12 protein-coding genes and 2 pseudogenes are annotated in these 13,377 nt (G+C 59.5%); 8 read left to right on the forward strand and 6 right to left on the reverse strand.

From position 1 onward, the window contains the following. The first annotated feature begins 6 nt into the window (after window positions 1–6). From ODR01_RS19930 to ODR01_RS19965, 8 genes and pseudogenes are all read left to right on the forward strand, one after another. Window positions 7–3,126, forward strand: coding sequence for a multidrug efflux RND transporter permease subunit (locus ODR01_RS19930; protein WP_316979456.1), 3,120 nt, complete (start codon window positions 7–9; stop codon window positions 3,124–3,126). Between the two features lie 39 nt (window positions 3,127–3,165). After that, on the forward strand, window positions 3,166–3,861 hold the full coding sequence (locus ODR01_RS19935; RefSeq protein WP_316979457.1) for a response regulator: 696 nt from the start codon (window positions 3,166–3,168) through the stop codon (window positions 3,859–3,861). Next, window positions 3,854–4,924, forward strand: a complete 1,071-nt coding sequence (locus tag ODR01_RS19940) for an ATP-binding protein (protein ID WP_316979458.1) — start codon at window positions 3,854–3,856, stop codon at window positions 4,922–4,924. Before ODR01_RS19935 ends, ODR01_RS19940 begins: the two co-directional genes overlap by 8 nt. A 122-nt stretch (window positions 4,925–5,046) precedes the next feature. Continuing rightward, window positions 5,047–5,364 (forward strand): ABC transporter transmembrane domain-containing protein, encoded by a 318-nt coding sequence (locus ODR01_RS19945; RefSeq protein WP_316979459.1) that lies wholly within the window; start codon window positions 5,047–5,049, stop codon window positions 5,362–5,364. Between the two features lie 6 nt (window positions 5,365–5,370). Continuing rightward, window positions 5,371–5,577, forward strand: a complete 207-nt coding sequence (locus tag ODR01_RS19950; RefSeq protein WP_316979460.1) for a hypothetical protein — start codon at window positions 5,371–5,373, stop codon at window positions 5,575–5,577. Further along, window positions 5,520–6,624: pseudogene (gene istA / locus ODR01_RS19955) on the forward strand (IS21 family transposase); the annotation flags it as partial. The gene ODR01_RS19950 and the pseudogene istA, both read left to right, overlap by 58 nt. After that, window positions 6,570–7,139: pseudogene (gene istB / locus ODR01_RS19960) on the forward strand (IS21-like element helper ATPase IstB); the annotation flags it as partial. The pseudogenes istA and istB, both read left to right, overlap by 55 nt. Window positions 7,140–7,474: 335 nt before the next feature. Beyond that, a complete protein-coding gene (locus ODR01_RS19965; RefSeq protein WP_316979461.1) occupies window positions 7,475–7,729 on the forward strand; it encodes a hypothetical protein in 255 nt (84 codons plus the stop codon). A 51-nt stretch (window positions 7,730–7,780) separates the two neighbouring features. Here ODR01_RS19965 and ODR01_RS19970 read toward each other — a convergent pair whose 3' ends face one another. The 6 genes from ODR01_RS19970 to ODR01_RS19995 are packed head-to-tail and all read right to left on the reverse strand — an operon-like array spanning window position 7,781 to window position 13,202. Further along, on the reverse strand, window positions 7,781–8,689 hold the full coding sequence (locus tag ODR01_RS19970) for a flagellin (RefSeq protein ID WP_316979462.1): 909 nt from the start codon (window positions 8,687–8,689) through the stop codon (window positions 7,781–7,783). Window positions 8,690–8,692: 3 nt separating this feature from the next. Beyond that, window positions 8,693–10,384: a flagellar hook-associated protein FlgK gene (gene flgK, locus ODR01_RS19975; RefSeq protein WP_316979463.1), complete on the reverse strand. Its 1,692-nt coding sequence runs from the start codon at window positions 10,382–10,384 to the stop codon at window positions 8,693–8,695. A 37-nt stretch (window positions 10,385–10,421) separates the two neighbouring features. After that, the gene (locus ODR01_RS19980) at window positions 10,422–10,904 is read right to left on the reverse strand and encodes a hypothetical protein (protein ID WP_316979464.1); all 483 of its coding nucleotides are present in this window, start codon (window positions 10,902–10,904) and stop codon (window positions 10,422–10,424) included. 33 nt (window positions 10,905–10,937) lie between these two features. Continuing rightward, complete coding sequence (locus ODR01_RS19985) at window positions 10,938–11,288, reverse strand: hypothetical protein (protein ID WP_316979465.1); 351 nt, start codon at window positions 11,286–11,288, stop codon at window positions 10,938–10,940. Window positions 11,289–11,304: 16 nt separating this feature from the next. After that, the gene (gene flgE, locus ODR01_RS19990) at window positions 11,305–12,516 is read right to left on the reverse strand and encodes a flagellar hook protein FlgE (protein ID WP_316979466.1); all 1,212 of its coding nucleotides are present in this window, start codon (window positions 12,514–12,516) and stop codon (window positions 11,305–11,307) included. 14 nt (window positions 12,517–12,530) lie between these two features. Continuing rightward, window positions 12,531–13,202, reverse strand: coding sequence for a flagellar hook assembly protein FlgD (locus ODR01_RS19995; RefSeq protein WP_316979467.1), 672 nt, complete (start codon window positions 13,200–13,202; stop codon window positions 12,531–12,533). Between the last annotated feature and the right edge of the window lie 175 nt (window positions 13,203–13,377).

The following is a 13,377-nucleotide window of genomic DNA, read 5'->3' on the forward strand; positions in this document are numbered from 1 at the left end:
ATTATCATGCCACAATTCTTCATCGATCGCCCGGTCTTTGCCTGGGTGATTGCGATCTTCATAGCGTTGGCTGGAATTATCGCCATTCCGCAACTTCCGGTGGCGCGCTTCCCTGTAATCGCGCCACCGAGCATCGGCATTTTCGCGACATATACCGGCGCGACGGTACAAACCGTCAATGACAGCGTGGTCACACCCATCGAGAAGGAACTCTCGAGCGTCAAGAACGTGCTCTATTACGAGTCCACCGTCGACTCGACCGGCGGTGCCAACATCATGGTGACGTTCAAACCCGGAACCAACCCGGAACTGGCACAGGTGGATGTGCAGAATCGCCTCAAGAACGCCGAACCGCGTCTCCCGGAGGCCGTCCGGCGCGGTGGCATCAATGTCGAAGCTGCTGAATCGGGTTTTCTGATGGTTATTACACTGAAGTCGCGCGGCGGCGGGACCGAAGAACTGGCCCTTGGCGACTATCTGACCCGCAACGTGAGCGAAGAATTGAAGCGCCTGCCGGGCGTCGGCCGCGTCCAACAGTTCGGTTCCGAACGCGCCATGCGCGTCTGGGTGGATCCGGCGAAACTGGCTGCCTACGACCTTACCATGGCTGATGTGACCGGGGCCATCACGCGCGAAAACGCTCAGGTTTCGCCTGGCAGGGTCGGAGACGAGCCGACGGTTCCGGGGACGAGAATATCGACGCCGCTGACTGTGCATGGCCAGTTGAACACGCCGGAGGAGTTCGCCGCGATACCGTTGCGAGCGCAGGCCGATGGGTCGCGTCTTCTCTTGTCGGATGTTGCGCGGGTGGAACTCGGCGCGCAAACACATGCCTTCAGCGTCAGCAGCAACGGTAAGCCCACAGCTGCCGCCGCGATCCAGATGGCGCCCGGCGCCAACGCCGTGCGCACCGCAGCCGCGATCGAAAAGCGCTTGGCCGAGTTGCAGACCGCGATGCCGAAGGATATGGCGATCTCAATTTCCTACAACACGGCGCCTTTCGTAAAGGTGTCGATCACCAAGGTTATCCAGACGCTGGTCGAGGCTATGGTGCTGGTCTTCCTGGTGATTCTGCTGTTCTTGCAGAAGGTCCGCTATACGCTGATCCCAACCATTGTTGCGCCAATCGCGCTTCTGGGCACCTTCGCGGTGATGATGGCCGCGGGGTATTCGATCAACGTGCTGACCATGTTCGGCATGGTGCTAGCCATCGGCATCATCGTCGACGATGCCATTGTCGTCGTCGAAAATGTCGAGCGGATCATGTCCCGGCAGGGCCTGTCGCCGAGGGACGCCACTCGTCAGGCTATGCGCGAGATTTCAGGCGCCATCGTCGGTATCACCCTGGTTCTGGCCGCTGTCTTCATTCCAATGGGCATGGCCGGCGGTTCTGTCGGCGCGATCTATCGCCAGTTCACCATGTCGATGTCGGTCTCGATCCTGTTTTCCGCTTTCCTCGCGCTGACACTGACGCCCGCGCTCTGCGCTACGATCCTAAGGCCCGCGAAAAGCCATGCCGAAGGTGGCTTCTTTGCGTGGTTCAACAGAAAGTTCGATGCCCTGACCGCGCGCTACACCGGTGTCGTCGGCTGGATGTTGCGGCGCGGCGGGCGGATGTTGGTCATCTATGCCTTGCTGCTCGTGGCCCTGGGCGTTGGTTATTCACGGGTAGCAACGTCGTTCGTGCCGGAAGAGGATCAGGGAAACTTCATGGCCATGTTCGAGCTGCCGGCCGGCGCCACCGCCGAACGTACGCGCGAGATCGTCGCAATCTATGAAGCGCATACCGCGACCCGTCCCGATATTGTCGAGAGCACCGTGATTCTGGGCTTCGGCTTTTCCGGCTCTGGTCCCAATGCCGCGCAAGCATTCACCAGCCTGAAGGATTGGAGCGAACGCAAGACGACGGTGAACGAAGAGATCGCGGCAGTTGAGGCGGCGATGGCGGATATCCCTGAAGGCACGGCGATGATCATGAAGCCCCCCGCCATCGAATCGCTCGGCACAACGTCCGGCTTCGCGCTGCGGCTGGAGGACCGAGGCAATTCAGGTCCGGCCGCACTGAAGGCGGCCGAGAACCAGCTCATCGCGCTGGCATCCGAAAGCAAATTGTATACCGGAGTGATGACGGAGGGCCTGCCCGATGGCCAGAGCATTGCGCTCAAGATCGATCGTCAGAAGGCGCTGGCGCTTGGGGTGTCTTTCTCGGCGATAAGCGACATGATTTCGACGGCGATTGGATCGAGCTACGTCAACGACTTTCCCAACAAGGGCCGGCTTCAGCAGGTGGTGGTGCAGGCGGATGCGCCCGCCCGGATGCATGTCGAGGATGTACTGCGTCTCCAGATGCGCAACATTGACGGCGGCATGGTTCCGTTGTCTGAAGTCGTCCAACCCGTCTGGGAAACCTCACCCCTGCAAATGGCGCGTTACAACGGTTATCCAGCTGCTCGCATCTCAGGTTCGGCTGCGCCGGGGGTCTCCAGCGGCGTGGCGATGGCCGAGATGGAGCGTTTGGCGCAAAAGCTGCCAAAGGGCTTTGCGCTGGAGTGGACCGGCCAATCCCTGCAGGAAAGGCAATCCGCTGCGCAGGCTTCGACGCTCCTTGCCGCCTCGATGCTGGTCGTCTTCCTCGTGCTCGCGGCACTCTACGAAAGCTGGTCAATCCCGCTGGCGGTCATGCTGGTCGTGCCGCTGGGTGTGCTCGGCGCAGTTCTGGCGGTGCTGGCGCGTGGGATGGAGAATGACGTGTTTTTCAAGGTGGGCCTCATCACCATAATCGGGCTTTCCGCCAAGAACGCTATTCTGTTGGTCGAGTACGCCCGACACCTGCGGCATGAGGGGATGAGCCTCTCTCGGGCAGTGTTGCGGGCATCCCGGTTGCGGCTTCGGCCTATTCTAATGACCTCGCTGGCCTTCATCCTGGGTGTCGTGCCGCTGATGATCGCACGCGGTGCCGGTTCTGAAATCCAGAATGCAATCGGGACCGGCGTGTTCGGCGGGATGTTGACCGCGACAGTGCTGGCGGTTTTCTTCGTTCCGGTGCTTTACGTTGCTGTCAGTCGATTGACCATGCCGAAATCATGGGAGAAGAATCTGAAGAAAAACACGATCTCAGCCAAATGAACCTTTGGAGACAGCGTCTCAAAGATCGAAAATATAGCCATGAACAATGCTTTGATCCTTATTATTGAAGACGAGCCCGAGATCGCCGAAATCATCGGGACCTACCTGTCGCGCGAAGGCTTCCGGATCATCACCGCGGGTGATGGGACAGTCGGGCTTGCCCATCACCTGCGCTTGCGGCCCGACCTTGTGGTGCTGGACATCAAGTTACCGGGGCAGGACGGTTACGAGGTGCTGGCGGCGATCCGTCGGCGCGGCGATACGCCCGTCATCATGGTCACTGCGCTGGCAGAGGATCTCGACAAGTTGCAGGCTCTACGCATCGGTGCCGACGATTATGTCGTTAAGCCGTTCAACCCGCTTGAGGTTGTGGCGCGCGCCAAGGCCGTCCTGCGCCGAACCATCGGGCGCGGTACCGAGCGGATGCTACGCGTCGGGCCGCTAACCATCGATCCGCGGGCTTATCGGGTGGAGGTCGAAAACGCGGCGGGGCCGGTGACGCTCGACCTGACGCGGACGGAATTTCGTATTCTGGCTCATATGGCCGCGAGCGTGGGCAGGGCGTTCGAGCGCTCGGAACTGGTCGATGCTTGCCTGCCGGAAGGTGAAGCACTTGATCGGACCGTGGACAGTCATGTCAGCAATTTGCGCCGCAAATTGGCGGCGGCTGGGGCGGACGGATTGCTCGCCGGTGTCCGTGGCGTCGGCTACCGACTGGACAACACACATGGCTAGAAACCTGAATTCCCTGATCGTTCGCGCGATGATCGCACTTACCCTGCTAGCCTTTGCCGTCGTTTATTTCGGGCTGCTCGCCTATTTCTCCTTCATCTACGAATGGCTCTATCCGGAGTTCACCGACGACGATTTCTTGCGTACCGGTGATATCGTAACGCTGGGCCTCCTCCTGGGAATAGGCATATCAACCGCCTCATTGCTGGGCTGGATTCTTGCACGGCGGATTGTGGATCCGTTGAAATCGGTCGCCGGGGCCGCGCGCAGGGTCGCGAAGGGAGATTTTTCGGCGCGCGCCTCATTGCGCCGCGGCAATTTCGGCGAGGCGAGCGATCTGGTCGACGACTTTAACCAGATGGCGGAGCGGCTGCAGCGCGCCGAGGCCGAGTTGAAATACTCGAACTCGGCTGTCGCGCATGAACTGCGTACGCCTCTGACCATTCTGCGCGGGCGATTGCAGGGCTTGCTGGATGGTGTCTTTACCCCCAGCGCCGAGCTCTATGGCCGGCTCATCGACCATGTGGACGATCTGTCGGCAATCGTAGAGGAATTGCGCACGCTGGCGCTGAGCAATGCGGGTCAGCTGGATCTGCAATACTCACGTCTTGATCTGGCGGTGGAGGCGGAGGCGGCGCTGACCTCGCTTGAGGATCAACTCGGCAAGGCCGGCATCACCACGACCCGGGAGTTGAGCAGCGCAGTCACGAGTGCTGATCGCTCGCGATTGCGACAGGCCTTCGTCGCAATTCTCGAAAATTGCTGCCGCTACGCAGCGCTAAGTGCGGTGCACGTCGAGACCGGCGTCGCCGGGCAGCACGTCTTCTTCCGTTGCATCGATACCGGACCCGGCCTTCCCGAAGAAAGCCGTGCGCGCGCCTTTGAGCGGTTCTGGCGCGCGGACGACTCGCGAGGGCGTAGCGGTGGTGGCTCCGGTCTTGGCCTGCCAATCGTCAAGGCGATTGCCCAGGCGCATGGAGGCGATGCGCTGATCCTTTCTTCCCGCACCCCCGGTCTAGCCGTTGAAATCCGGCTGCCGCGCGGGGTGTTGCCTGTCTCAGGCTGAGAATATCAAGGTCCACACATCTCAAAGATCCCGACGATTATGACGATCTTGCCGCGCAGCATATCTCCATTCGACGTCTGCTGGCGCTGTTCACCCCTTTTCGGGGGCGGATCGCGGCGGTCATGCTGCTTATGATGGTCGCTTCAACGACCGGTCTGACAGGCCCGTTCCTGTTACGCGCGATCATCGACAAAGCTTTGCCACGGCACGATCTGAGGTTGCTCGTCTGGCTGGTGGCGGGTATGGTCGTCGTCGCCTTTCTGTCGGCTGCTATCGGTGCCTGCCAGGTAATCCTCAGTTCACGCATCGGACAGGCGATTCTGCACGACCTGCGGGTACGGCTCTACTCCCATCTCCAAAGCCTCTCGCTGCGATTCTTCACCGGAGCCCGTGTGGGCGAGGTACAATCGCGCATCGCCAGTGACATCGACGGGCTGTAATCGCTGGTGACCGAAGCCGCGAACGAGCTCGGCCGCTTGCTCAGCGCGGTCGTCATGACCGCAATCGCCATTCTGATTCTCGACTGGCGGCCGGCACTCTTCGTTCTGTTCATCGTGCCGGGTACGGTCCTCATCAGCAACCGCGTGGCCCGGTCGAGGAATTGCGCGGGCGCGGCTATGACGGTGCGCACGGCAGCGTACACCGGTTTGTGAAGGTCTGGCGGGACGAGCGGGCACGGGTTCCAGCCGAGGCTTTCGTGCCGATGAGCTTCGCTCCCGGGGAAGCTTATCAGTTTGACTGGAGCCACGAGACGATCACGCTCCAGGGGCTGCCGTTGATGATCAAGGCGGCGCACATGAAGCTGTCGCACAGCCGCATGCCGTTCGTGCGCGCCTACTTCCGGGAGACCCAGGATCTGGTCTTCGACGCCCACGACAAGGCGTTCCTGTTCTACGGCGGGGTCTGCCGGCGCGGCATCTATGACAACATGAAGACGGCGGTCGAGGCGATCTTCGTCGGCAAGGCGCGGCAATATAATCGCCGGTTCCTGCAGATGTGTTTGCACCACCTGATCGAGCCGGTGGCGTGCACGCCGACGGCCGGCTGGGAGAAGGGGCAGGTTGAGAACCAGGTCGGCGATCTGCGCGATCGGCTCTTCCGCCCCAAGCCGCGGGTGAGGAGCCTTGCCGAGTTGAATGGCTGGCTGGAAGATCAGTGCCTCGCCTACGCCCGGCGGACCCGACACCCGGAGTTCAAGGAGCGGACGATCTGGGAGGTGTTCGAGGACGAACGGCCCAGCCTGATGGCGCTGCGTGCGCCGTTCGACGGCTTCGTCGAGAAGGCGGTCAGGGCCAGCACCACCTGCCTGATCATGGCCGATCACAACCGCTATAGCGTGGACGCGCGCGGCGGGTCGGATGGTTCTGGTGCGCTCCCACGCTGAACGTATCGTGGTCCTCTGCAACGACGAGATCGTCGCCGACCATCCGCGCCACTTCCGGCGTGACCAGATCATCTACGATCCCTGGCACTACCTGCCGGTTCTGGTGAAGAAGCCCGGGGCGTTGCGCAACGGCGCTCCCTTCAAGGACGGGGACCTGCCGGTCGCCTTGGCTCAGGTTCGTGCCAAGTTGAAGAGCCACGCCGATGGAGATCGCCAGTTCGTCAAGGTGCTGGGCGCGGTGCTCGATCACGGCCTGGCCACCGTCAGGCGCGATCGATCAGCTATCGCATCAGAGGCGCCAAGTTCCCGGTGTTGAAGGATCTCGACAGCTTCGTCTTCGCCGACACCCCTGTGGATCAGGGGCAGGTTCGCGAGCTCGCGACCGGCACCTTCCTGGACGCCAAGCGCAACGGCATCTTCATCGGCGGAACGGGCAAAACCCATCTGTGCATCGCCGTCGCCGCCGTCATCCGTAACCGGGCGCGGGGACGGTTCTTCAATCTCGTCGATCTCGTCAACCAGCTCGAACAGGAAAAGGCCGTAGGCCAGATCGGGCGGTTGGCCGAGAGGCTGCTCCGCCACGATCCCGTCGTCATCGACGAACTCGGCTATCTGCCGTTCAGCCAATCCGGCGGGCAGTTGCTGTTCCATCTCATCAGCAAACTCTACGAGAATACCTCGCTCCTGATCACCACCAACCTCGCCTTCGCCGATTGGCCGCAAGTGTTCGGTGACGTCAAAATGACCACCGCCATGCTCGATCGCCTGACCCACCACTGCGACATCATCGAGACCGGCAACACCAGCTGGCGCTTCAAAAACCGAAACTGACAAAACCCTCCCCCAGACCCCCTCCCGGGCTTCTCCTCGTGGGCGCACAGGAACCTCCCACGCCCTCCGCTCCGCACACCGCCGACGGCGCTGCGCTACGGGCGCGGGTCCCTCCTATGCACTACGCGGATAAGCCAAATCCTTCACCCCAGAGGGTCATTATTGGAAGCGAAAAGGGGGGCGCGGTTGGAAGCGATTTGACACACAGGTCAGTCGATCACCATCATGGTTATGGATGCCGAGCACATATAAAGTTGCCCTCTTCTGGGAGTTCGATTACAACTATAGCAGTTTGCAGTATTTCGGCCTGCTAGGATCAGAAAGATTAGGGCATCATGTCAGTTTCTTCTCTCACGCTGGAAGAATTCCAGAGTTTGCTCGACCGCTTTGGCGGTGATCTGAACTCATGGCCGGAATTATACCGTCTCTCTGCCACTACTTTTATTGCCGAGTCGGTTGAGGCGCAGGAGTTGATGCGCCGGGCCGAAGCCTTGGAAACGGGGCTTAGAAACCCGCCGAAGGCTCCCTCGGGGCTTTCAGATCGTGTCGTTGCCGAGGCGTTACGCCGATCACCCATCCGTAAGAACTGATCCGCGAGACCGCAACGGCAAGCTTTGCCGTTTTCCATGGCGGACTCCAATTCACAGATATTTTGCCAAACTGAAGTGTGTGACCTTGCTTAAGGCGGAGTAGGACGCCTGCAACTGAGTGTCGTACAGCGAGAGCCTGACGGTGACCTGGGCGAGGTCGGCATTCTTGATGTCGCTTGTTATAGAGTTCAATAGGTCGAGTGACAGGGTTTGATGCTTTTCCGCGCTTTCCAGTCGCAAGGAGATATCGGAGAGGGCACTCTGGGTGGCGATCAGCGTGTCAAGCGCCTTGGTGGCGACATCGTAGGTTTCGTCGAGCGCGACCGTGTTGAGAGGCGAACTCGCCAAGTGAGCGGCTATGTTGGCCGCACGTAGTGCTTTTTCGAAGCCATCGGAGTTTGCGCCGACGCCGTAGACGATGGTCTGTTGGCTGGAGATGCGCACTGCGGCACGCTCGTCGTCCCCAGTATAGTAGGAGGTGTTGGTCGCGGATGGGAACGAAATTGGCGCGGCGAGCTTGGCGGTGTCCACCGGTGGAGAGCCCGTGCTGCTTCCCGCGAACAAATAACGACCGTCCATGCGCAGATTCATTTGGCTCGCGAGATCGCTAATCAAATCGCGACCGGCCCGGTTCAGCGTTGCGGCGCTGCCTGCGTCCGATTTTGCGGCGCTGAGCCTGCTCCGGAAGGAGGTCAGCAGTTCTATCATCCTTCCCACCGCCGAGTACATCGACTGTACCCGGTTCTTTGCGATCTCGGTGTTGCTCTTCCAGACCTTCATCTGCGTCATCATGTCCTCGGCGGAGAGCAGAGGCACGGCACCGGCCCCAAGTTCACCGTAGGTCGCGGCGACCAGACCAGAGGCCTTCTGAGTGGCGGTCTCGGCATATTTTGACTGAACGGTCAAAGCAGCGTTCATCATCGTTGAGCCAAGGCCAAATGTGGAGACGCGTGTGATCATCTCTTATCTCACCGCCTTCATCAGATCGTCGAACATCGATTTCACGGCGCTAAGGACTTGGGACGATGCTGCGTAGGCGTTCTGAAGCTGCAAAATCCGCGCATTTTCCTCGTTCACATTGACGCCGTATTGCGAGGAGAAGCGCGAGGTCAGTGCGTTGAGACTGGTTTCGGCAGTAGCGGCGCGGCTTTTTGCGCTGTTGGTCCGTGCACCGATGTCGCCGATGAGGTCAGAAACCATGGCGATGACTCCCGAGGCGCGCAGGTCGTCGGCCATCGCGGTGGCGAGCTTGCTCGATCCGGTGCTGATAGCGGTCTTTCCCGTCGACAGCGTCCCAGAGGTTGGTATCAAGCCGGTCGGTAGACGCGTACTGTCGGCGAGCACATCCACCTTGACCGCGAGATCGCCGGCACCACTGCCGACAACCAGATCGTTAAGCCCAAAATACCCGGACAAGCTTTTGCCGTTGACGCTGCCGCCGGCCACAGCAACTCCATTGCTCGTGATGGTCGCTCGCAAGGAGAGGTGTCCGTCGCCATCGAGGCTGGCCGACAGCCCTGGGATGCCGTTCAAGGCTCCGATCAAATCGCCCACAGTGGAATATGACGAGAGGGGGAGATCTTGGGTCTCCGTTACGGCACCTTGCGCGTCAGTAACGGCGACCCGTAGGGAGCCACTTGCAGACAGGGCATCGGCCGTGTTGTGCGAGGAAGTGCCGGTCAGAGTGTTGGGTGGGGGCGCGGCGCTACCGCCGTTGGAAAGGGTGTTGATAGAATCCTTCAACTTTCCCGCCGCCGCGTCGAGTCGCGACTGTATACCCGGGAGAGCGACGTCGCGGAGAGTAAGTAGGGCGGAAATTTTGCCGGAGGCGAGCGAGCCAGTGATGTCGTGACCATTCACACGAACCCCCGAAAGGTCCGTGGGGTAGGCAGCGCTTTCGGAGACTTTGGCGGCGGCGGTAAACGTTAGTTCGTGGACTTCCGTTCCTACCAGGATCTCGCCCGATCCACTGTAGACCGTCATTGCGCCGTTGGCGGAGATGTAGCCGTTGATTTTGATTTGTTCTCCGAGGGACTTGAGAGCGGCACTGCGGAGGTCTTCCAGGTCGGCGGTAGGCTGGGAGGTTGCTCCGGCACGCAGGATCGATTCGTTCAGGGTGTGAATGTCGCGTAATGCGTCGTTGGCGGCCCCAACTGCTTTGGCGATCGCGGCGTCGGCTTGGGCGCGCTGGTGCTGAACCTCCTCGGATGCGTTGCGCATGGAGGTGACAGCGTCGTCAAGGCTCGTGATCACCTCGCCCTTGAGAGTCGCGCTTTCCGGTGTGGTGGCGAGCGAGTCCAGCCGAGATTGAAACTTGGACAATCTCGAAGCTATCGACGAGCCGCTGCCGTCACTGTTGACGTGCCCAAGAGTGTCCGATAGCGCCTTCATGAAATTGTAGAATGCCTGAGCGGCGGCGTTCTCCGAGGTGGAATTGACTATGTCCCGCAACAGATTGGCGTTCACGCCACTGCCGACGCCGGTTACCTCGACGCCTGTGCCGACGCCACCGGTGACGCTCGGCGCGAGCTTCGCGCGCTTGGTTGTGTAGCTAGAATTGTCGGCATTGGCGATGTTGGAGGAAGCAAGTGCCAATCGCACTTGAATGGCACGCAATGACGAAGTGGCAGAACCGAGCGCGGTGGAAAGGGACATGGCGTTTTCCTTGGAGTGTGCGGAGCGATGTCACCCTTTATGCGTGGTAATCCCCACCGAAGGCGGTGAGGTTTGCCCGCAGGGGGACTTCACCCTTTGCGCTGTAGGTGCCCTGTTGCCGTTGGGCGTCGCGCGCTGCCGCTAGCGCCGCCTGGATTCTTTGGCGGGAGGCTGCCATTGCCGCATCGAGGCGGGCCAAATTCTCGTTCGTGACCTCACGCAAACGCAGTATCGCACTTATCATCCGCTCGGCGAGATCGTCGGGGAGGGAGAGGAAGCCCGGAGCAGTCTCGTGCAGTTCGCCGTAGAGTTCCACATAGGCGTCGGCGAGTTCGTGCTTGCGTTCGATGCCGGGCGTCATCAACGCGGGGAAACCTGTGGCGAGGTCGGCGTTTTCTCGCTCAATTTGCTTGGTCAGCTCAGCGATCACGCGCAGCAGGCGTTCGGGCAATCCGGTGCGGCGATCGCTTGCGATATGAGGCAGAGAGCTAAGGTGTGGTACGGTAATTTTCTCGATCATGGCTTTTCTCCTGAAGCTTCGATGAGGGGGGCGTCAATCGCGGTGTGCGTTTCGGATATAAGCAGTGGCGGCGCTGGTGTGCTCGGCCATCTTGTTCAGTTGCGATGAGAGCATCTGCATGTGCTCGTTAAGGGTGCGCACAACCCCTTCCATCTCCTGGACGCCCACCAAAGCCACGCGATGCATCCGCAACCGCCGCTCTCGGGAGAGTGAACGCTCCTCGGTAATGATCTTGATGATCTCCTCGGTTTCCGTATCTTTCGAAACCTCGGAAGTGAGTCGTGTTCGCGCGGCCTCGATGGCGTGTCCAGCGCGGGTTTCGGCGGCTTCGGCGTTGGCGAGGACGTCCTCGATCGTACGGAAGGACAATTCTCTTCTCATCATTGCTCTCCAAAGCAGCTCAACGTACGGCGCTCAGTAGCGTGTCGTACATGTCCTTGGCGGATTTGATCACCTGTGAGCTGGCAGAATAAGCCTGCTGGGCCACGATCATCCGTGAGAAATCGTCGGCAGTGTCCACTGTCGAACTCTCCAGGCTGCTTCCCTTGACCGTGGCGGAACCCCCGGCGCCTGCGGTGTGTAGACTGTAGTCGCCGGAATCCCGCGATTTCTGGTAGATCCCGTGAGAGAGTGCAGAGAGACCGTCGTAGTTGGCAAAAGTAGCGACCGCGACCCTGTAAATTGGGAGCGATTCACCGTTATCGTAGGTGGCCGTCACCGCGCCATCGTTGCTGATGGAAACCCCGAGTAGCTTACCTGTGGTGTGGCCGTTAGTCGTGGCGGACACTTGATCGACGCCTACCGACTTGTTCGTTTGGGTCACGTTGGTGAGGTCGATGACGATCGAACTAGCGGCGGCACCATTGGTCCAGTTGAAAGGAAGAGTAATGTTGGCGGGGCTTGGCGAAGTTAGCTTGCCGGTACCATCGAAATTCAGCGGCGTAGCACCTAAAGAGGAGGTGCCGTCAGGGCAAGAAAAACCCAGGGTCCAGGTATTGGTGGCAGTCTTCTCCCAAGTCGAGGTGACGGTATGGAGATTACCTAGCGCGTCGTAGACTTCCATCGACGAGGTCGATTTTCCCCCGATAGCGGTACTGGGGCCGAGGTCGGCCTTCACGGTCGCGGCGCTACTCGGTTGAATCGAAGAAATGTTTTTCGTGACGTTGATGCGTTCAAGTGCCGCCGATGACTGGGTGGAGACCACTTTGCCGGTACTGTCAGTTGGCCAGCCCAGCAAGTAATAGTTGTTGTTAACGAGATAACCTTCGTTGTCCTGTTGAAACTCGCCGTTGCGGCTGAAATAGAGCGAGTCATCGCCAGTGCCGCGGCGCACCAGGAACATGCCGTTCCCGTCGAGGGCAATGTCGGTGGTCTTGGCTGTTCCTTCGATTTTGCCTTGGTTGGCAACGTGCTGGCGAGCCGATGAGGTGACGCCCGCACCGGGGTAATTGGTGCCATTGTACATCTGAGTGACCAGTGACGAGAAACTGGTCGTGACGGTCTTGTAGCCAGTAGTGCCGCTATTGGCGAGATTATTGGAAATCACCGAAAGGGCGCGGCTCTGTGCCTTGAGACTCGAAACGGCGGTGAACATCGCACTGGACAAGCTCATGATCATTCTTCCGATCAGGCGGTCATACGGATGACGGCAGACTGGTCCACCTTGGTGTTGCCAATTTCGAGGAGGGTGATGCCCTGCCCGGAAACGACGGCGGTGACCTTGCCGTTTAGGGTGGTGGTTGTAGCGACGGCCTTTCCGTTCGCGTCAGTGGCCGCGACTTTTAGAGTGTAGTCGCCTGGGGGGACCGTCTTTCCCTTGATGTCCTTGCCGTTCCAGACGAAGTCATGGTTCCCCGTGGAGGTTTCGCCTTTGCCAGACCACACGATGTTGCCCCTACCGTCGGCGATTGAAAGATTCACGTCCTTGGCCGTACCGCTCAGCGAATAGGTCAACTTGGTGTCGGACGTGCCGCCGGATCCGATCGCGAAAGTATTGCCGATGGCCGTGACGGTCTTTCCAATATGCCCGGCGGCGTTGGTTATTGAGAACGCCTTGAACTGACTAAGCACTGAATCGAGTTTTTTGTTGGTTGTGATCTGTTGTTCGAGAGCCGAGAAAGTTGCCAACTGCTCCGTGAATTTGGTGCTGTCTACGGGGTTCAGCGGGTTCTGCGTTTTGAGCTGAGTGGCGAGCAAACGTAAGAACGTGTCGTAGTTCGACGACGGAGATCTACTCGCTTGAGAGGTCATTTTTGCCGGTTGAGCAGAGGTTACGCTGAGGCGAGACGCTTCTGTCATTGCACAAAACTCCTTATCCGTTCGTCTGTTTTTATATGTAAACAAAATTTATTTTTACTTATTGTATTTGCGTTTATTATTATTTTTATACATTGTTTTCAAATATTGGCGTTTTCCTTTTGAATAGATAGTGGAATAAGTGTTGGTGGCCGATCAATGGTTCCTCTGATACGGA

Origin of the sequence: Shumkonia mesophila, from assembly GCF_026163695.1 — a bacterium.
In the GTDB taxonomy this organism is placed as follows: Bacteria; Pseudomonadota; Alphaproteobacteria; order Rhodospirillales; family Shumkoniaceae; genus Shumkonia; species Shumkonia mesophila.